Origin of the sequence: Pseudoalteromonas sp. NFXS39 (genome assembly GCF_040148775.1) — a bacterium.
GTDB lineage: Bacteria > Pseudomonadota > Gammaproteobacteria > Enterobacterales > Alteromonadaceae > Pseudoalteromonas > Pseudoalteromonas apostichopi.
This window is the reverse complement of sequence record NZ_JAGDEC010000003.1, coordinates 50,329-68,453: the sequence shown is the minus strand read 5'-3', so window position 1 is coordinate 68,453 and position 18,125 is coordinate 50,329. Positions and strand designations below refer to the sequence as shown.

19 protein-coding genes are annotated in these 18,125 nt (G+C 41.9%); 9 read left to right on the top strand and 10 right to left on the bottom strand.

Going from position 1 to position 18,125, the window contains the following annotated elements; all coding sequences use genetic code 11:
- Positions 1-26 precede the first annotated feature (26 nt).
- Positions 27-605 (bottom strand): anthranilate synthase component II, encoded by a 579-nt coding sequence (locus tag J3455_RS06505; RefSeq protein WP_349561378.1) that lies wholly within the window; start codon positions 603-605, stop codon positions 27-29.
- Between the two features lie 82 nt (positions 606-687).
- The gene (locus J3455_RS06500; protein ID WP_130050344.1) at positions 688-1,086 is read right to left on the bottom strand and encodes an acyl-CoA thioesterase; all 399 of its coding nucleotides are present in this window, start codon (positions 1,084-1,086) and stop codon (positions 688-690) included.
- A 36-nt stretch (positions 1,087-1,122) separates the two neighbouring features.
- On the opposite strand from J3455_RS06500, the gene J3455_RS06495 reads away from it, so the two are divergent.
- Positions 1,123-1,827 carry a 2OG-Fe(II) oxygenase gene (locus J3455_RS06495; protein WP_054563475.1) on the top strand — a complete coding sequence of 235 codons (705 nt, stop codon included), beginning with the start codon at positions 1,123-1,125 and terminating at the stop codon, positions 1,825-1,827.
- 321 nt (positions 1,828-2,148) lie between these two features.
- On the opposite strand, the gene envZ is transcribed toward J3455_RS06495, so the two are convergent.
- Entirely contained in the window at positions 2,149-3,444 is a 1,296-nt protein-coding gene (gene envZ / locus J3455_RS06490) for a two-component system sensor histidine kinase EnvZ (protein WP_054562852.1), read from the bottom strand.
- 5 nt (positions 3,445-3,449) lie between these two features.
- Positions 3,450-4,169 (bottom strand): osmolarity response regulator transcription factor OmpR, encoded by a 720-nt coding sequence (gene ompR / locus J3455_RS06485; protein ID WP_130050343.1) that lies wholly within the window; start codon positions 4,167-4,169, stop codon positions 3,450-3,452.
- 156 nt (positions 4,170-4,325) lie between these two features.
- Here ompR and greB point away from each other — a divergent pair, with 156 nt between their 5' ends.
- From greB to J3455_RS06465, 4 genes are all read left to right on the top strand, one after another.
- Positions 4,326-4,808: a transcription elongation factor GreB gene (gene greB / locus J3455_RS06480; RefSeq protein WP_130050342.1), complete on the top strand. Its 483-nt coding sequence runs from the start codon at positions 4,326-4,328 to the stop codon at positions 4,806-4,808.
- A gap of 114 nt (positions 4,809-4,922) precedes the next feature.
- On the top strand, positions 4,923-5,231 hold the full coding sequence (locus J3455_RS06475; RefSeq protein WP_130050341.1) for a hypothetical protein: 309 nt from the start codon (positions 4,923-4,925) through the stop codon (positions 5,229-5,231).
- Between the two features lie 45 nt (positions 5,232-5,276).
- The gene (locus J3455_RS06470) at positions 5,277-5,858 is read left to right on the top strand and encodes a CBS domain-containing protein (protein ID WP_130050340.1); all 582 of its coding nucleotides are present in this window, start codon (positions 5,277-5,279) and stop codon (positions 5,856-5,858) included.
- A 136-nt stretch (positions 5,859-5,994) separates the two neighbouring features.
- Complete coding sequence (locus J3455_RS06465; RefSeq protein WP_178926340.1) at positions 5,995-8,310, top strand: Tex family protein; 2,316 nt, start codon at positions 5,995-5,997, stop codon at positions 8,308-8,310.
- An 85-nt stretch (positions 8,311-8,395) separates the two neighbouring features.
- Here the strand turns inward: J3455_RS06465 and J3455_RS06460 are convergent, their stop codons facing one another.
- From J3455_RS06460 to bioH, 3 genes are all read right to left on the bottom strand, one after another.
- On the bottom strand, positions 8,396-9,262 hold the full coding sequence (locus tag J3455_RS06460) for a putative metalloprotease CJM1_0395 family protein (RefSeq protein WP_130050338.1): 867 nt from the start codon (positions 9,260-9,262) through the stop codon (positions 8,396-8,398).
- A 5-nt stretch (positions 9,263-9,267) separates the two neighbouring features.
- A complete protein-coding gene (locus J3455_RS06455) occupies positions 9,268-9,576 on the bottom strand; it encodes a hypothetical protein (protein ID WP_130050337.1) in 309 nt (102 codons plus the stop codon).
- Positions 9,577-9,677: 101 nt separating this feature from the next.
- Positions 9,678-10,415, bottom strand: coding sequence for a pimeloyl-ACP methyl ester esterase BioH (bioH, locus tag J3455_RS06450; RefSeq protein WP_130050336.1), 738 nt, complete (start codon positions 10,413-10,415; stop codon positions 9,678-9,680).
- Positions 10,416-10,473: 58 nt separating this feature from the next.
- Between bioH and J3455_RS06445 the strand changes: the two genes are divergently transcribed.
- A complete protein-coding gene (locus J3455_RS06445; RefSeq protein ID WP_130050335.1) occupies positions 10,474-11,184 on the top strand; it encodes a ComF family protein in 711 nt (236 codons plus the stop codon).
- Between the two features lie 12 nt (positions 11,185-11,196).
- Here the strand turns inward: J3455_RS06445 and J3455_RS06440 are convergent, their stop codons facing one another.
- Entirely contained in the window at positions 11,197-13,749 is a 2,553-nt protein-coding gene (locus tag J3455_RS06440) for a M14 metallopeptidase family protein (RefSeq protein ID WP_130050334.1), read from the bottom strand.
- A 144-nt stretch (positions 13,750-13,893) separates the two neighbouring features.
- On the opposite strand from J3455_RS06440, the gene nfuA reads away from it, so the two are divergent.
- Both nfuA and J3455_RS06430 read left to right on the top strand, forming a co-directional pair.
- Positions 13,894-14,469 carry a Fe-S biogenesis protein NfuA gene (gene nfuA / locus J3455_RS06435; RefSeq protein WP_054554437.1) on the top strand — a complete coding sequence of 192 codons (576 nt, stop codon included), beginning with the start codon at positions 13,894-13,896 and terminating at the stop codon, positions 14,467-14,469.
- Positions 14,470-14,483: 14 nt separating this feature from the next.
- Complete coding sequence (locus J3455_RS06430; protein ID WP_167658426.1) at positions 14,484-14,753, top strand: hypothetical protein; 270 nt, start codon at positions 14,484-14,486, stop codon at positions 14,751-14,753.
- Position 14,754: 1 nt separating this feature from the next.
- On the opposite strand, the gene dinF is transcribed toward J3455_RS06430, so the two are convergent.
- The gene (dinF, locus tag J3455_RS06425; RefSeq protein ID WP_256855120.1) at positions 14,755-16,089 is read right to left on the bottom strand and encodes an MATE family efflux transporter DinF; all 1,335 of its coding nucleotides are present in this window, start codon (positions 16,087-16,089) and stop codon (positions 14,755-14,757) included.
- On the opposite strand from dinF, the gene J3455_RS06420 reads away from it, so the two are divergent.
- Positions 16,066-17,097 (top strand): polysaccharide deacetylase family protein, encoded by a 1,032-nt coding sequence (locus J3455_RS06420; RefSeq protein ID WP_233786765.1) that lies wholly within the window; start codon positions 16,066-16,068, stop codon positions 17,095-17,097. The two genes, dinF and J3455_RS06420, sit on opposite strands and share 24 nt — an antisense overlap.
- On the opposite strand, the gene J3455_RS06415 is transcribed toward J3455_RS06420, so the two are convergent.
- Positions 17,084-18,118, bottom strand: a complete 1,035-nt coding sequence (locus J3455_RS06415; protein ID WP_167658427.1) for a protein-glutamate methylesterase/protein-glutamine glutaminase — start codon at positions 18,116-18,118, stop codon at positions 17,084-17,086. The two genes, J3455_RS06420 and J3455_RS06415, sit on opposite strands and share 14 nt — an antisense overlap.
- Positions 18,119-18,125 lie beyond the last annotated feature (7 nt).

The window sequence follows — 18,125 nt, the reverse complement described above, 5'->3', positions numbered from 1 at the left end:
ATATTTGTTAATTCACTAGCCTAAGGTTAGAAGCGAGTTAAAAAGTTAGCAAGTAATTCAAGCCCTTGTTGGGTCAAAATTGCTTCGGGATGAAATTGTACTCCTTCAAGTGCTAAATCATTATGCATGATCCCCATAATTTCATCAAAATCAGAATTTTGTTCTGTCCATGCGGTAATAGTGAAGTCACTAGGCAGGCTTTGTTTATCCACCACTAAAGAGTGGTATCGGCATACCGTCAGCGGGTTGGCCAAACCGCTAAACACACCTTGATTGTTATGCTTAACTAACGAGGTTTTCCCATGCATCACTTGCTTGGCACGAATAACATCAGCACCTAGAGCCTGAGCAATAGTTTGGTGCCCTAAGCAAATACCAAGAATTGGCAACTGCCCTTTTAATTGTTCAACCAATTGCAGAGAAATACCTGCTTCATTTGGTGAACATGGCCCGGGTGAAAGTACGATATGCTCTGGGTTAAGCTGTTTAATTTCAGCAATGCTAATCTCATCGTTTCGTTTAACTAATACATCTTGGTCTAAGCGCTGAAAATATTGCACTAGGTTGTATGTAAACGAATCATAATTGTCGATCATTAACAGCATTGCGTGTAACCCAAAATTACTCAGTCAAAATAATGAAGGCGCATTTTACCCCAAGCACTCATAAATGTCGGCAAAAAATGGTTTATTTCTCAGCGATTAAATGCGCTGTAAGGGCAGCTCTTTCTTGCTCATCAAGTTTTTTCGAGCATTTATTTGCAAAGTCATAACGAACTAATACCGTTTTACCAACTGCACAGCAATTATCTTGCTGCCAAGCTTCTTGGCGAAGTACAAATGAACTAGAACCGACATGCTCAACACTGGTTTTCACTGTAACATCGTGACCATAAAACAACTCACCCACAAAGCTTACTTCAACCTTGGCAATGATCAGTTTCCACTCATAAGGGTTTAAATCGGGCGTAAAAAACCTGAAAATAGGCGCTCGGGCGGCTTCAAACCATACAGGGAGTACGGTATTGTTGATGTGCCCTAGCACATCTGTTTCGCTAAAGCGTGGTGTGATAGTTTCAGTAAACATAGTAACCCTATAAAAAATATAAACTAAAGGTAGCTCATGACGGACTTTATTCGCGTATACGAAAACGCCCTCAGCAAAGAATTTTGCGACAACTTTATCACGGTATTTGAACAAAGCCCGCATTTAAAACAAGGCATTACCTCAGGTGGTGTCGATCTAGCGAAAAAAGACAGTCGCGATTTATACCTTAATAACCACCCTGAATACGCTGAGCAACTAAAGCATATTCAACAAACGACCGCGGGTTACGTCTTCAAATACCTTGAAGAGCATATTTTTATGATGATTGGTGCCTTTGGTTTAAAGGTTTACCATCCGCAAACGGGCAAACCTGTTGACCTAACACAAGACAATTTTGAAGAAGTCGGTAAACCACAGTTGCCACTATTAGTGCAGCAAATTTTCCGCATGGGTCCAATTCAAGCACAAAAATACGATATCAATAAAGGTGGCTACCCTTATTGGCATAGCGAGGTATACCCGCAAGCTGGCCATAACGAGGCCCTACATCGCGTGCTGTTATTTATGTTTTATTTAAATGATGTAGAGGAAGGTGGGGAAACTGAATTTTACTATCAACAACGAAAAATATCACCCAAACAGGGCTCTATGGTCGTAGCACCGGGCTACTTTACCCACACTCACCGTGGTAATAAGCCTATTTCAAATGATAAGTATATTTTAACGTCGTGGGTTTTATTCAACCGCGCAGAACAAATTTATGGACAACCACAATCCTGACGGTAAGCAATAATAATCTAAGCTAAAAGCTGTAAGTTTTAAGCTTTAAATTAAAAGAGCGCGGCATTTGATGCCGCGCTTTTTGTTTGCTTTGATAAATGAGAGCACAAGTAATGGCTATGTTCACTTGGAAATTTCTGTAACTACTAAATTTATGAAAATAAAATTTTAATTGCCGATTTCATGCATTTTGCACTTTATGAACCAGCTGTTCTCATTCAAATGGCTTTAAACTGGCTAACTATCTTAATAGTTATCTTGTTACTTCCTTTAAATTTCATCATTGCTTCAGCACCTTTCAAGGCTTACAGCTTAATACTTTTAAAACGGCAAATAAATCTGCGCGCTGAGACCACCTTCTGGGCGATTAAGTAGTTGTACTCGGCCGCCGTGCATATCGACAATACGTTTAATTATCGCAAGACCTAAGCCACTGCCTTCACTACCGCGAGCGGCATCACCTTGTTTAAACGGTTCAAATACAGTTTCAAGTTCACTTTCGGGGATCCCCGGGCCGTGATCATTAACTACTACCATGGCAAACTTTTTATTACTGCTCACGCGGGTTTCGACCTCTATATCACCATCTGAATAGCGAATTGCATTTTCAATCATATTAGTAACAACACGCTTTATCGCCACCATACTTACTGGCACTTCGCTTAAGCTTGGATTCTCTTTAAAGGTAATAGTACGGTGATGTTTTTGCTCAGCCTCAACGACTTCAGAAACGATCGCATTTAAGTCTTCTAGCTCAAGTTCTTCGCGCTTGTGGTGACGTAAATATTCAATGAATTGGTCGATAATGGCGTTCATATCTTCAATATCATGAATGATCCCTTCTCGAAGGTAATCTTCATCATCCGACATCATTTCAGTCGCTAAACGAATCCGTGTAAGCGGCGTACGCAAATCATGAGAAACGCCTGCCATTAATAATCGACGGTCATTCTCAAGCGCAGCAATACCCCGTGACATTTGGTTAAATGCACGGGTTACTTCAATGACTTCAGTAGAGCCTTGCTCTTCTAATTTGGTAGAAAAGTCGCCCACTCCCACTTTAACAGCCGCTTGTTGCAACGCTTTTAAAGGTCTATTTAGATGGCGGGCAAACAACCAGCCACCGAGAACACTTAAAAAACCAATACTTGATAGATAAAAGGTTAAGAACTTTAGGTTGTTTTCTTGCAATCCAGTGAGCGGCACACGCACCCAGTAGCCTGGTGCTTGCGGTGCTTCAACCCAATAAACAAGAGGATCTGTTTGGCTAATACGCACCCGTGCAGAGCCGTTAAGCTCTTTCGACATGCTTCGCGATAGCATCGAGTATTCACGAGTTTCAGCCAAGCCTTCACTCATTGCTTGGCGCTGGGTCATGACTTCAATGCCAGTGATCTCAAAAAACTTGTCAGAGGCTTCCTTACTTACCTCAACCCCCTCTTCCCATTCAATAAACACGGTTTTCACCTGTTTAGATAGGATCAGGTTTACTTGTTCTATAGTTGGTTTAACAACATAAAAACTGACCGTGATATAAGAGACAATTTGATTGATTAACAGCAAGGCCGCAACCAAAAATACTGTTTGTCCAAACGCACTACGTGGAAACATGCCCATTACTATTATTTTTCACCGTCTGGCACAAATACGTAGCCTAAGCCCCATACTGTTTGTATATAACGCGGATTAGCCGCATCGACTTCAATCATACGGCGTAAGCGTGAAACCTGAACATCGATACTGCGCTCAAGCGCACTATAATCACGACCACGCGCTAAGTTCATCAGTTTATCGCGACTAAGCGGTTCACGAGGATGAGTTACCAACGCTTTTAATACTGCAAACTCACCACTGGTTAACGACATTGTTTTGTCACCATGGCTCATTTCGCGGGTCGCAAGGTTTAGCGTGAAGTCGCCAAAGCTAATTTCGTTTTCTTCAGCAGCAGGAGCCCCCGGCACTTCTTTAGCACGACGACGTAAAATTGCTTTAATGCGCGCTAACAGTTCACGCGGGTTGAATGGTTTAGGAATGTAATCATCAGCACCTAGCTCTAAACCGATTATGCGGTCAACTTCATCGCCTTTGGCTGTAAGCATTACAATTGGAATGTCATTTTCTTTTTGACGTAAACGACGGCAAATTGATAACCCATCTTCACCTGGTAACATTAAATCTAATACAATCAAGTGGAAATTTTCACGCTCCAGCAAGCGATCCATCTGCTCTGAATTTGCTGCTGTGCGAACAATAAAGCCTTGTTCTACAAGGTAACGCTCTAGCAAACTGCGTAAGCGCATATCGTCATCAACAACCAATACTTTTGTCGTTTCGTGTCCCATAACTTTCATTCTTTTTGTAATATGTTACTTATTAATATAAATGAAAAAGTTAAGAATAAAAATCGAATTACGCGCTTAGATTGTTACTGAACATTTCAAAATCTGACTCGACAAAGGCATACTTTGCGGCTGGTTTTCTTTTTAGGCTAAATAAAAATGGCAAAGACAAATTTAATAACCCGAGAGGGGTATCAGCAATTACAACAAGAACATGATTACTTATGGCATGAAAAGCGCCCTGAAATTACTAAAATTGTTACTTGGGCAGCAAGCTTAGGCGACCGCTCTGAAAACGCAGATTATCAGTTTAATAAACGTGTTTTACGACAGATAGATCGCCGTGTACGCTATCTTCGTAAACGTATGCCAGATCTTAAAATCGTTGACTATAACCCGCAGCAAGCGGGTAAAGTGTTTTTTGGCGCTTGGGTCGAAATTGAGAATGAACAAGGCGATACAAAGCGTTTCCGCATTGTCGGTCCCGACGAAATTTACGAGCGCAAAGATTACATTTCTATTGATGCACCTATGGCTCGAGCGCTACTTGGTAAACAGGTTGATGATGATTTTTCGGTGATGACGCCTGAAGGCGCAAAAGAATGGTATATCAACGAGATAACTTATCCTGATGCGAAATAATTTTTCCCAGAAAATTCAGAAAGCGTTAATTATTGATTGTTTAGTCTGAAAATGTGATCTATAACTAAAGGTACTCAAGATAAATCATTACTTGAGTTTTAGAAGGTAGTAAGTATGTCAAACGCAATACAACGCATCATGAGTAATGCCATTGTATTCGCACTATTAATAAGTGTGAGTTTGATATCTTACGCCAGTGATATAGAAAGCCATTCAGACAGTGTTACGCCAACCGCTCACTTTATTGCGTGCGATAGTGCAGAGCCTGCCAACTTAGATACCGACCTCGATAAACATACTCCTGCGTTCGTCGCTAATGTAGCCCAACCACTGCCAGATGCACGTATGGTTTCGTATGTTCACTCTTCTAATAAGGTGTCTGTTTATAGCGCGCACCAGCGAGGGCCGCCTGCTTTTAATTAACTTAAATTTTCAATTTCAGTTTTATTAAAATGTATGGTGACCAAAATGAATAATTTCAAAGAATTACGTCTTCAAGATATCTCTAATGGCGCATTATCTAATGCAGTGAATGAAGTTGAGCCAACACTAGATCTCACTTCTCCAGCTTTAAAAGTACTTAATAGCTTTACTAAAAAAGACCCTTTACGTGCACATTACGGCACCACAATTGTCGATGCGTTAAAGCAAACTAATAGCTGTTGCTCAGATTTTATTTTAGTTGTAGATAGCGAGGACAAACTGCTTGGCCTTACATCTAGCGCTGACTTACAAAGCTCAAAAATTATGATTCTTGCACAGCGCTTGAACTTACACCGTGACGAAATCACCTTGCATGATGTGATGACTCCTCTTGGCAATTTAGCGGGGGTAAGCCTGCAAAGCATCAGCTATGCTTGTATTGGTGATGCTCTACAAACAATGGAGCACCAAGGTATGATGTTCCTATTAGTAACCAGTGCTAAACAAGAAATTTGTGGTTTGATTTCAGCTCGTGAAATTGCTAAAAAACTACATATCCCAGTTAATATCAACCCAATTGCTAATAGCTTTAGCGAAGTATTACAACATGTGGATCACCCACACTAAGCATTAAAATCTGCGTTGTGTAAGACTATTTTTGCAGGCCTTAAAAGCAGTGCTTTTAAGGCCTTCTTATTGTGATATTATTCAGGCAATTAATCTTCAGTTTTACTGATTTTCTATTTTTAAAAAAGGTTTATGCATGAGCAATATCTCTGCACGCTTAGCGACCGAGCTAAATGCCCAGCAATCACAAGTTGTTGCTGCAATCAAACTACTTGATGAAGGTGCCACAGTCCCTTTTATCGCCCGTTATCGTAAAGAAGTAACTGGTGGCTTAGATGACACGCAATTACGTTTACTTGAGCAGCGTTTATCGTATTTACGTGAATTAGAAGAGCGCCGCAGCTTTATCCTTGCCACTATCGAAGAGCAAGGTAAGCTAACTGCCGAGCTAAGTGATGACATTAATAACGCTGACAGTAAAACTGAGCTCGAAGACTTATATCTGCCTTTCAAACCTAAACGCAGAACGAAAGGACAAATAGCTATTGAAGCAGGCATTGAACCGCTTGCCGATGCGCTATTTAATAACTCAAGCCTTGACCCAGAAGAACAAGCTAGTAGTTACATTAATGCTGAAGCAGGCTTTGCTGATACAAAAGCAGTGCTTGATGGCGCTAAATTTATTCTAATGGAGCGCTTTGCTGAAGACGCCAAATTACTTGCTAAATTTCGTAGTCATATTGCACAACACGGTCAAATTGAAAGTGCTGTAATCGCAGGCCATGAAAATGAAGGCGTGAAGTACCGCGACTACTTTGAGCATCAAGAACCGCTTAAGAAAGTACCATCACACCGTGCACTTGCTATGCTTCGTGCTCGTAATGAAGGCGTATTACAACTGAGTATCAACCCTGAGCCAAGCGCAGAAAATCCAGCGCAAGTATGCGCGCAAATGATTGCTGATCATTACCGCTTAGATGTTAGCAACTCTGCTGCAAGCAGTTGGCTAATGGGCGTAGTGCAATGGGCATGGAAAATTAAGTTAAGCCTACATCTAGAGAATGAATTTTTAGGTGCAATGCGCGAAAAAGCAGAAACCGGCGCAATTGACGTTTTTGCTAAGAACTTAAAAGACTTATTAATGGCCGCTCCTGCAGGCCCACGCACCACGTTAGGTCTCGATCCTGGTTTACGCACAGGTTGTAAAATTGCCGTTGTAGACAGCACTGGCAAGCTGTTAACAACACAAACGATTTTCCCGCACGCTCCACAAAATCATTGGGATAAATCGCTTCGTACTTTAGAACAATTATGTCGCCAGCATAAAGTTGAGCTAATTGCTATTGGTAATGGTACGGCTTCACGTGAATCTGACAAGTTAGTAGCAGAACTGATTAAAGCAAACAGTGAACTAAAACTAAATAAAGTAATGGTCAGTGAAGCAGGCGCATCTGTTTATTCAGCGTCTGAATTTGCAGCCAATGAGTTCCCTAACCTTGATGTTTCACTACGTGGTGCTGTGTCTATTGCGCGCCGCTTACAAGACCCACTTGCCGAGCTGGTAAAAATCGAGCCTAAATCAATCGGTGTAGGTCAGTATCAACACGATGTATCGCAAAGCCAACTAGGGCAAACGCTAACTTCAGTAGTCGAAGACTGTGTAAACTCTGTAGGTGTAGACTTAAACATGGCATCAGTGCCATTACTTACTCGCGTATCAGGCTTAAACAAAACGTTAGCACAAAATATTGTTAGCTACCGCGATGCGAATGGCTCATTTAGTAAACGTTCTGAACTGAAAAAAGTTGAACGCTTAGGTCCAAAAGCCTTTGAACAAGCTGCCGGTTTCTTACGTATCAGTACAGGTTCAGATCCTCTCGATAACTCGTCAGTTCACCCTGAAGCCTACCCTGTTGTTAAGCGTATCTGCGAGAAAAACAGCTTAGATGTAAACAGCCTAATTGGTAACTCTGACATCCTAAACAAGCTCGTTGCTAACGATTACACAGACGAAAAGTTTGGTTTACCTACCGTTACCGACATTATCAAAGAACTTGATAAACCGGGTCGTGACCCGCGCCCTGAGTTTAAAACAGCGGAATTTAAAGCCGGTGTTGAAACCATTAACGACCTTAAACCTGGTATGATTTTAGAGGGTGTGGTGTCTAACGTTGCTAACTTCGGTGCCTTCGTTGATGTGGGCGTACACCAAGACGGTTTAGTGCATATTTCTGCTATTACCAATAAGTTTATTTCCGACCCACGTGAAGTGGTTAAAGCTGGTGATATTGTAAAAGTAAAAGTAGTTGAAGTAGATGCTGCACGTAAACGTATTAGCTTTACTATGCGTTTAGACGATGATGTTGATACCAGCAATAAAGCCGCACCAGCGAGCAAACCTAAGCCTGCAGCTAAAGCGAAAAGCGCACCAAAGCAAAAACGCGAATTTGGTAATGTTGCGATGGGCAATGCGTTTGCAGATGCATTTGCCAATGCAAAAGTGAAAAAGTAATCCCCAAATAGATTAATCAAACTGGTATCAATCGATAATAAAAAACCGCGTGAGTTTAAACTTACGCGGTTTTTATTTAAGGATGTTAAATAAAAGCAGAAAACTGATTTTGATTGGTGGGCGAGGTAGCTGCTTGATAAAAGTTAGCAATACGTGTGGCACGCTCGTCTACTTCTACATCACGCTTGGCTGTTTTAGTTTCACTGCTTTGAATAGCGCTATCTTCGGCATACTCACTGTTTATTTTGAAGGTCGATTTGCCTGAATCAGCATCGCTATCTGCTGATTGACTGGCAAGCTCAGCTTGTGCTGCCATAAGTTTTTGTGTGGCATCGGCCGCGATAGAACGATCAGCACTCGATGGTTCTTGTGGTGCAAGCGCTGCTGCACGCACTGTCTGCATTTTTTCGATTGTGGCTTTTGGGTCGCCTTTTATTTCAGCAACATCAATTTGCACTTCGCCGCCTACGGCATAGTTTGTACCGTCGGGGCCGCGTTGATACTCATAGCTTGGCGAGCCTGCATATTGACCACCAACTGTCGCATGCGCTTGCTCATGAATACGCACCTCGGTATCGCGGGCTTTTAACTCTTTAATTTGTTCAGCATCTTGCTGTTCTTGCTCTGCAACCTTTTGCTCTTTTTGTTGTTCTTGTTTAGCTTCCTGTTGTTCTTGCTCTGTTTGCTCAGACTCGCCTTGTTCGCGACCTTGCTGACGCTCTTCAATTACTTTGTCTTCAGCAAGACGCCCTTTAGCATCATAAGTACCGGCCTCAGAACCAGGCTGCTTGGTTTTGTCGCCATCATTAAGGGTTTTGTTTTCCGCGTTACTCGGCTTGGTAGCAGCAGGAGGTGGGATCACTTCACGTAACTGATTATCACGGCGAGCACTTTCAGTGTGCACATTCGCCGTGTTGATATTAATCGAAGGAAACGGAGTGACGATATTCATAAGTACTAAACTTTAATATCTATTAGTGTACCGAGCACTTCATCAGCAGTTTGAATCGTGTTGATATTGGCTTTTGCATTAAACTCTTCAACTTTCAAATTGACAAGCGACTCATCGATTGGGGCAGGTTGTGAAGCTGGCGGAGTAACAGCTTCATTTGGACTCGCCGCTTGTAATTGCCGTTGTTGAGCTAATTGGGCATCATCTTGCTGATCAATTGAGGCACGGCTAATCTCTGCGCTCGCCTTTTCGATACCTTGACTAGCACGGTTATAACCTTCTACCGCATTATTAAAAACAGAACTGATTGGCATAACACCCTCCAACAGTGAGATCTACTTGTTAAGTATCGCTCATAAAACGAGCAAAATAAAGCTAAATCCCGCTATTTTTCTGGCCTCTCAGCGAGTTTTGCTTAACACATTGATTTCAGTGCTGATATAAATGCTGCTTTATGAGAAATAAATGGCGCATGTGAGGCTTTATCTAAAACCTCATATTCAAACTGAGGCTGTAAAGCATGCATTTTTTCAATCGCACGATAAGGTACTAATGAATCTAAACGGCCGAAAATACCACGCACAGGTACGCTAAGGTTAGCGAATAGCTCACGCAAATCATCCTGCTGTAAAATGTCTAAGCCAGCACTTAAAGCCTGCTCTTGTGGCGCTGGATACTGGTTTAAAAGTGCTTTTAGCTGCTTAATATCGTCCCGAGCTGATTCACTGCCCATCGCTTGTATCGCCAAAAACCGTTCTATCGTTTTTTCTCTGTGGCTAACCAGCTGATCTTTAAAGGCGTTTAATACTTCAGGCTTGATACCCGGCCATTCGTCGGTTTGCGCAAAAAATGGCGTTGAAGAAACCAACACAACCTTTGCTACCTTGTCTGGCCAATGTGCAGCAATATACAAAGCAAAAAGACCACCTAAAGACCAGCCAACAAGAATAGAGTTATTATTGAGCTGGGCGCTTAATTGCTGAGCTGCATCATGCAAAGAGTAAGGTGTTGGAATTGACTGCGCATTACCAAATCCAGGTAAGTCAAAGCAACGGACTTCACCATCATGGAAAAACTCAAGCTCAGGCTTGATCACTTGCCAAACCCCCTGGTTCATTCCCCAGCCATGTAATAGCACCATATCATTTTGCATATTTTGTATTTCCCAACCACACTTAGCGCTCATAATAGCGTTTAAAGGAATGAATGCAATGTCTCACTTCTCTCATACCTTAAAACTAGGGCTAGACGCACTGTTCCCTAACTTTTGTATTAGCTGCCAAAGTCACATACAGGCTAATCAAGCCTTGTGTCAGTATTGTTTAAATGACCTCAATTTGTTCGATCTTACACGCCACCCAAACCTGTTACACAGACCTGATATATGTGATGCATTTCCTGATAGTAATTTTGATTATTTAATTGCCTGTGCTTGGTATCAAGCGCCTTTGAAACTTTGGCTCAAGCAATTGAAATTTAACGATCAGCAGTATTTTCGTGTGGCACTACAACAAGTAATAGAGAGGCAGCTGCAATTAGCTCGTCAGGTTAATATAAATTGGCCCGATCTTTTTATTGTGCTACCACTGCATAATCAGCGCTTTTTAGCACGCGGTTTTAATCAGGTAAGCCAAACTTGGCTGCCTGTTTTAAAAAAGCAGCAATGTACTGTTAGCTCAGCTCTTTACAAGCAAAAAGCAACCAAAGCGCAATCACAGTTAAGTAAAACGAAAAGAGTTAAAAATCTACAAAATGCGTTTGTTTGTCAGCAAGATTTAACAGGAAAAACCGTGGCAATTATTGATGATGTGATGACCTCTGGCGCAACCATAAATGCTGCGACAGAAGCCATAAAAAATGCAGGGGCTAAGCAAGTGTGGGCTATGCTCACTTGCTTAACTGGATTAGACAACCTGCGCTAAGATTAATTGTGATTATTTATCACCTGAGGCATGAAAGGCATTACCAAAGAATAATGCATTGCTCAGTAATCGGCTGGTACCATACCAATAACCACGGAACACTGGGTTATCGGTCATGCCTATCACACTCCCTTTACCATAAGAGTGCGCAATTAAGCCTGCCGCACCAGCTACTTGTTCTACGTTTACGTCATCAGTAAAGCCAGCTAAAAGCGGTTTATCTGTGTAAGTAAGCACGTTCACAAAAGGTGCGTCTGATTTCTCAAGTAGCCAAGTACTATTCTTAAACACAGGTAATGTATTGCGATTCAGCGAATACGTAAGTGGGTGAGATAAATCCACTGAAGTATTAAAAATAGCACCCGCAATACGCTGACGACCAGCTAAGTCATCTTTATCGGCATAGGTAAGCCCTGTTGTATCAAATGCACTGGCTACATCACGACGAGATAAGTAATTAGCCTTTAGTAGTTGCTGATCAGCTAAGAATTTAGCACCGCCTTTATGTCCCCAAATAACACCGCCTTTACGAACCCACGATTTAATAGCCACTTTAGTCGCATCATCAAGACGATTGAAATTTCCGTGCGCTAGAATAATATGACTGTAGTTTTCAAGGTCGATGCGATTTAAGCGCTCCATTTCGATAATGCTTGGCGCTGTGCCAACGAAACGATCTAAGTAATACCATACTTCACCAAGTTCATACTGGCTGGTTCCCTGACCTCCCACTAGTAATACTTTAGGCGCTTTCACAACCGCCATTGCACGAGAACCTAAATCAGCACCTTTAACCGTTAAGCCTGAGCTAATTGGTGTTATTTCAATGCCAAACTCATTCTGCGCTTGGTTTAAATAGCTAACCCAGTTGCTATCAGTTTGCAGACCTGCAGGAACAAGAATACTACCTGGCTCAAAAGCTATTTCACCTGAAGGCGTTTTTGCTGTAAGTGGGCTTAATGCCACCCGTGCTTTCACACCTTGTTCGAGTAAACTATTAAGCATTTTTGGCGCTAGGTAATCATCCCATTTGAATGCATAAGCATAGCTTTGTGGTAAAGCGGCAAAGCTTGATTTAACACTTTGCTGCCAAGGCATTTTGGCAACCTTTAAGCCCCAATTACTGCTTACCTTTGCAAATTCTAAATTAAAGGCATGAGCAAGTGTCCAGCCAGATACATCATAAAATGTATTATCGACAAAACGCTGTTGCTCACTAAAAATCGCTTTAATTAAACGAAATTGCGGCTGTGCTAAAGGCACATAATAGCTCTGCTCAGAAAAGCTTTGACCGTTCACTTTTAGCGGCTCTTCTAACATGTACGCATTGATTTGATGTTGTTTTAATAAATCAAGGAAGTACTTCATGCGACTTTGATCAGCGCCGCCTTTCACCACATACCCTTTAAAGTCTTCATCACCAGCAAGGTCAACAGCTTTGTTGTAAAATTTGGCTTGATAATCAAGTAAGTCTGTACGGTTATCAAGCGCGGCTTGGAACGTCGATAGGCTCGTTAATAACTGATTTTTAATCGTAAACGGGAAGCTTAATGGGCCGTTGATGGTTTCTTGTAAGTGACCACGTGAGCTCGCTTGTTCAAATAAAATACCTACACCGCCATTTACATCTGGGTAAGTTGAGCCTTTACCATAGTAAAAGTCATCGAAGCTTTCTTCTGTGAAGTAAAGAGCATTATGCTCATCAAGTGTCTTTGCATGATAGTTTGCAATTGCTTTAGTTAGCGTGACATTTTCTTCAGGAGTGATTGGGTGCTTACGAGTTGGGATCCCAGGCTGGAAAAAGTATGTGCTGTTTGGGCCCATCTCATGGAAGTCTGTTAGGATATTGGGCTTCCATTGATGAAACTGCGCAATGCGTGCACGTGATTCAGGGTGCTGTAGTAACAACCAGTCACGATTTAAGTCAAATAAATAGTGGTTAGTACGGCTACTCGGCCAACTTTCAATGTGCTCGCGAGTTTGTGGATCTGATGATAACTTCATACCACGGTTACTATTCGCCCAATTTGCAAAACGTGCTAAACCATCTGGGTTCAATGATGGGTCTAGTAAAATAACCGTGTTGTTTAGTAAGGCATCTATTTCTGGGCCTTGTGCAGCGGCAAGGTAGTAAGCAACGAGTAGCGATGCATTACTACCTGATGACTCATTCCCATGAACACTGTAACCCATCCATACAACCGCAGGTTGTTTGCTTGAGTCACTCGTTCCACCATTTAAGCGAGCTAAGTGAGCCTTGCGGATTTGCTCTACCTGACCCAGCTTTTCTGGTGCTGTGATGGTTAGCATCACAAGCGGACGCTGTTCATGTGTGCGACCGATTACTTTGAAGTTCATTCGATTACTTTTTTCAGCAAGAATTTGCATATATTGCACAAGCTGATCGTGACGTACATGCCACTCACCCACTTCGTAGCCTAGCACCTGCTCTGGGGTAGGAATAGTTGGGTCAAATTTCACATCTTCTTCAAAGTAATAAGAAAGAGGTTTTGCTAATGCGCTGACGCTCACTAGCATGGTTAATATTGTTATTATAAAACGCATAGATAGCACCCGTAATTATTTGATGTTTTAACGCTACCATTCGATAAAATAGATGCAACTTTTTACGCTCAACACTGGCGACAATACGATGAGCGGAGTATGATACTCAGTATCCGAGTAATTTAGTCAAGTATAGTCCGTTTTATGATCTCTATTTCTGAATCTGCACAATCTCATTTTGCTAAACTTTTAGCAGACCAAGCTGAACAAACGAACATTCGCGTGTTTGTAGTAAACCCAGGTACTTCGCAGGCTGAGTGTGGTGTTTCTTACTGCCCAGAAGACGCCGTTGAAGCGACTGATATTCGTCTACCATTCAATGGCTTTGATGCCGTTGTTGATGCAGAAAGCGCCCCTTTCTTAGAAGAAGCTGAAATCGATTTTGTAACTGACAAAATGGGAACTCAGTTAACACTTAAAGCGCCAAATGCAAAAGCACGTAAACTTAGCGATGATGCGTCACTGCAAGAGCGTGTTCAACACATGCTTGAAACTGAAGTTAATCCACAGCTCGCTAATCACGGCGGTCAAGTTAGCCTAGTAGAAATTACTGCTGACGGAATCGCAGTACTACAATTTGGCGGTGGCTGTAACGGCTGTTCAATGATTGATGTCACACTTAAAGAAGGCATCGAAAAAGAAATGATCGCCAAGTTTGACGAAATCAATGGTGTAAGAGACATTACTGATCACCAATCTGGTGAACACTCTTACTACTAACTGGTATTTAAAGCATGCTTAAAAAATGGGTATTTCGCTTAGGTAGCGACCCCAAGTTAAGCTTAAAACGCTTTCTTCGCGGCCTAGCACTATTTGTGCTGGCCGTGATTTTTATTGCTATAGGTTATTATGGGCCCGCACTATTTCAATTAATTGGTCTGATCATTTTAGCTGTGGCGATATTCTTTGCAGCCTGGGGCTACTTAGGTATTTTTGCCAACCGCTTTGCACAAGTCTTAGAACGATCTTCACCGAAAGATCACGACCCGGATCTATGGAAGTGATTTAATCTAATAATTGCTGATTATTGATAATTTTACGGTAGCGAATCCACAGAGTTAACCCTCGCATCAACATAAAGCTCGTCATAGCAAACCACAAACCATGGTTCTGCCAGCTACTTACCAGCCAAAACACTCCAAAGAAGCCCACCAAAGCACTAAATAGCATTGTATTTCGCATGTCTTTGGCACGTGTTAAACCCACAAATACGCCATCAAATAAGAAGCAACCCATCGCCGCAATAGGTAAAATAATGACCCAGGGAAGGTAAACAGTTGCGAGGCTGATAACCTCTGGCACATCGGTAAGTAAACGAATGATTGCCTTGCCAAAAAATAAAAATATAAGACTATAAAACACGGCAAATAACCCGCCCCAAAACAGGCTCAAATTAACCCATAGCTTAATCTGCTTAGTGCTTTGTTCTCCTTTAGCTTTTCCGACCTTAGCTTCACTTGCATAAGCAATACCATCAAGTGCAAAGCTCACCAACATTAAAAAGTTCAGCAATACAGCATTGGCCGCTAAAGTTGTTTCACCGATACGTGCGCCATAAAAAGTCATAAAGCTAAAACACAGTTGTAGCGCCAGTGAACGAATAAATATATCACGATTTAAATTCACTAAATCAAGTAACTTAGCAACACTTAACCATGCTTTCACGGCAAGGTTAACACCCTGCTTTTTGGCAAGTTGTGCAACTAACATAAGTGCAAAAACAAGGGCAGTATAATCAGCAATTAAAGATGCCCACGCAGCTCCAGCCACACCCCAATCAAGAAACACCACAAAATAAATATCAAGCACGATATTAGTAATATTGGTGATAAGTAATAAATAAAATGGCCCGCGGCCATAATGCACCCCTAACATCCAACCAAGTAAAACCAAATTACACAAAGCAGCAGGCGCACTAAAAATACGAATTGAAAAATAGCTATTTGCTTGTTCTAAAACAGCGTCATTGGCATTTGATAAATATGCCATTAAGGATTGAATAGGTATACTCAGCGCTATTAATAACAGCGCAACCGCTGTTGCTAGTAACAAGCTGCGCTTTAATAGCTCAGCGAGTAAGGTGTGATCGCTTTTACCATAGGCCTGTGCAACCAACCCTGTGGTGCTCATCCGTAAAAAACCTGCTAGCCAAAATAATAACGAGATAACTGCTGAACCGAGTGCTATACCAGCCAAATAGTGAGCGCTTCCTAAGTGACCGATTACAGCGGTATCAACTAAACCTAACATTGGCACGGTAATATTTGATAAAATCATCGGACCGGCTAATAACAGTAAACTTTTATGGTGTGCCTTATGACGTTTAAGAAAATGTTTCATTTAGTATTTGCAGTCCTGTTAGGTTTATCTTTGCGTGCCCATGGCGCTGTCATTCTACAGTATCACCACGTCAGTGAAACCCTTCCTGCGGTAACCAGTGTCAGCAGCGATACATTCACAGAACATATGCAATATTTGCAAGATAATAACTTTAAAGTTATTCCATTAGATGAACTCATCACCGCATTACAAGCCGGCCAGCCTCTGACAGATAAAACCGTCGCGATTACCTTCGATGATGGCTATAAAAATAACTATGAAGAAGCGGCACCAATCTTAGAAAAATTTGGCTATCCATATACTATTTTCGTTAATCCCGAGTTGATTGATGAAGGCAAAAGCTATGTTATGACATGGCAACAGTTAAAAGAGCTATCTAATAAAGGCGCCATAATCAGCAATCACACACAAGTCCATAATTACTTACATCGCAAACAGCCAGGCGAGAGTGAAGAGGCGTGGTTAGCTCGCACTAAAAAAGATATTCTATCTGCTCAGCAACGCATTAAAGAAGAAATTGGTCATGATTACAAATATCTTGCTTACCCTTATGGCGAGTTTAACAATTCATTACAACAGTTAGTTAAATCTCTAGGCTTTGTTGGTATAGGTCAACATTCGGGTGCTGTAGGTATCCATTCTGACTTTACCCGATTACCACGCTTTCCGGCGTCGGGCTTTTATTCAAAACTTGATACGCTTGCCACTAAACTAGACTCGCAAGCATTCACTATCAAGCAGCTCACCTACTCAGATAGCGTAACGCATGAAAACCCGCCAAGTTTAAGTATGCAATTTGATATGCAAGACTTTCATAAAAGTCAGTTTGCTTGTTATGTCTCTGGTATTGGTCAAGCCGATTTAACGTGGCTTAGTAAAGATACGGTGAAGATCACCTCACCTGAAAAACTGAAAAAAGGCCGCTCTCGCTTTAACTGTACGGCCCCATCTATCGCGAAAAAAGGAAACTACTACTGGTTCTCACAACCTTGGGTTATTTTACCTTAACAGCTTGTTTTAGCATTTGTGCCGTTACCTTATCAAGACGAACCACTTCATTAGCCGCATTGAGCTCCACTGCGGCTTTTGGCATCCCCCATACCACAGACGATAATTCATCCTGAGCTATTGTGTAAGCCCCTGCTTGATTTAGGGCCAATAAACCTCTTGCGCCATCACTGCCCATACCGGTTAGTAACGCAGCCACTGTCGCTTTCGGACAGGCTACCTCCAAAGAGTTAAATAGCACATCAACAGAGGGACGATGTCGATTAACCAACTCACTCGAGTCAAGCTGACAAAACAAGCCGCCTGCTTTTTTCACCACACTTAAATGCTGATCGCCCGGTGCAATATATGCCCAGCCAGTTTGTAGCTTATCACCATGTTCAGCTTCTTTAACGTTGATTTTACAGGTTCTATCCATGCGCATCGCAAATGAAGTACTAAATACAGGAGGAATATGCTGTGTTATAACAATAGGTGGGCAGTTTTCTGGCATGCGTACTAGCACTTCTTTAATCGCTTCTGTGCCACCTGTTGAAGCACCTATTGCAAGCACGCTATTAGCTTTAAACTCAAGTGTTGCTAAAGAGCTATCGTCTTCAACTTTTGACTCTTTAAAGGCACGCACTCTAGCACCAGCTGCTGTACGCACTTTTTGATGTAGTAAATGCGCATAACGTTGCAAATTTTCAGTGACATTAATAGTTGGCTTGGCAATAAAATCAACTGCACCAATTTCGAGGGCTTCCAAAGTGATCGGGGAGCCTTTTTGAGTAAGCGTTGAAATCATAACAACCGGCATAGGACGAAGACGCATCAAGTTTTTTAAAAAGCTTAATCCATCCATTTTTGGCATCTCGATATCAAGGGTTAAGACATCTGGATTAAGGCGCTTAATTAAATCTCGGGCTTGATAAGGGTCTTCTGCCGCACCAACGACTTGAATGTCTTGCGCTTGCTCGAGTACTTCCTTGAGTAAACCACGGATCAAAGCAGAATCATCAACTATGAGTACTTTGATCATATGCTCT

Excerpts from the sequence above, each read along its gene's own strand:
- envZ (WP_054562852.1), bottom strand. The coding sequence starts at position 3,444 with ATGGGCATGTTTCCACGTAGTGCGTTTGGACAAACAGTATTTTTGGTT.
- J3455_RS06430 (WP_167658426.1), top strand. The coding sequence starts at position 14,484 with ATGCTTAAAAAATGGGTATTTCGCTTAGGTAGCGACCCCAAGTTAAGC.
- dinF (WP_256855120.1), bottom strand. The coding sequence starts at position 16,089 with ATGAAACATTTTCTTAAACGTCATAAGGCACACCATAAAAGTTTACTG.
- bioH (WP_130050336.1), bottom strand. The coding sequence starts at position 10,415 with ATGCAAAATGATATGGTGCTATTACATGGCTGGGGAATGAACCAGGGG.
- J3455_RS06455 (WP_130050337.1), bottom strand. The coding sequence starts at position 9,576 with ATGCCAATCAGTTCTGTTTTTAATAATGCGGTAGAAGGTTATAACCGT.
- J3455_RS06445 (WP_130050335.1), top strand. The coding sequence starts at position 10,474 with ATGTCTCACTTCTCTCATACCTTAAAACTAGGGCTAGACGCACTGTTC.
- J3455_RS06505 (WP_349561378.1), bottom strand. The coding sequence starts at position 605 with ATGCTGTTAATGATCGACAATTATGATTCGTTTACATACAACCTAGTG.
- J3455_RS06420 (WP_233786765.1), top strand. The coding sequence starts at position 16,066 with ATGACGTTTAAGAAAATGTTTCATTTAGTATTTGCAGTCCTGTTAGGT.
- J3455_RS06440 (WP_130050334.1), bottom strand. The coding sequence starts at position 13,749 with ATGCGTTTTATAATAACAATATTAACCATGCTAGTGAGCGTCAGCGCA.
- greB (WP_130050342.1), top strand. The coding sequence starts at position 4,326 with ATGGCAAAGACAAATTTAATAACCCGAGAGGGGTATCAGCAATTACAA.
- J3455_RS06465 (WP_178926340.1), top strand. The coding sequence starts at position 5,995 with ATGAGCAATATCTCTGCACGCTTAGCGACCGAGCTAAATGCCCAGCAA.
- ompR (WP_130050343.1), bottom strand. The coding sequence starts at position 4,169 with ATGGGACACGAAACGACAAAAGTATTGGTTGTTGATGACGATATGCGC.
- J3455_RS06495 (WP_054563475.1), top strand. The coding sequence starts at position 1,123 with ATGACGGACTTTATTCGCGTATACGAAAACGCCCTCAGCAAAGAATTT.
- J3455_RS06475 (WP_130050341.1), top strand. The coding sequence starts at position 4,923 with ATGTCAAACGCAATACAACGCATCATGAGTAATGCCATTGTATTCGCA.
- J3455_RS06500 (WP_130050344.1), bottom strand. The coding sequence starts at position 1,086 with ATGTTTACTGAAACTATCACACCACGCTTTAGCGAAACAGATGTGCTA.
- J3455_RS06460 (WP_130050338.1), bottom strand. The coding sequence starts at position 9,262 with ATGAATATCGTCACTCCGTTTCCTTCGATTAATATCAACACGGCGAAT.
- J3455_RS06415 (WP_167658427.1), bottom strand. The coding sequence starts at position 18,118 with ATGATCAAAGTACTCATAGTTGATGATTCTGCTTTGATCCGTGGTTTA.
- nfuA (WP_054554437.1), top strand. The coding sequence starts at position 13,894 with ATGATCTCTATTTCTGAATCTGCACAATCTCATTTTGCTAAACTTTTA.
- J3455_RS06470 (WP_130050340.1), top strand. The coding sequence starts at position 5,277 with ATGAATAATTTCAAAGAATTACGTCTTCAAGATATCTCTAATGGCGCA.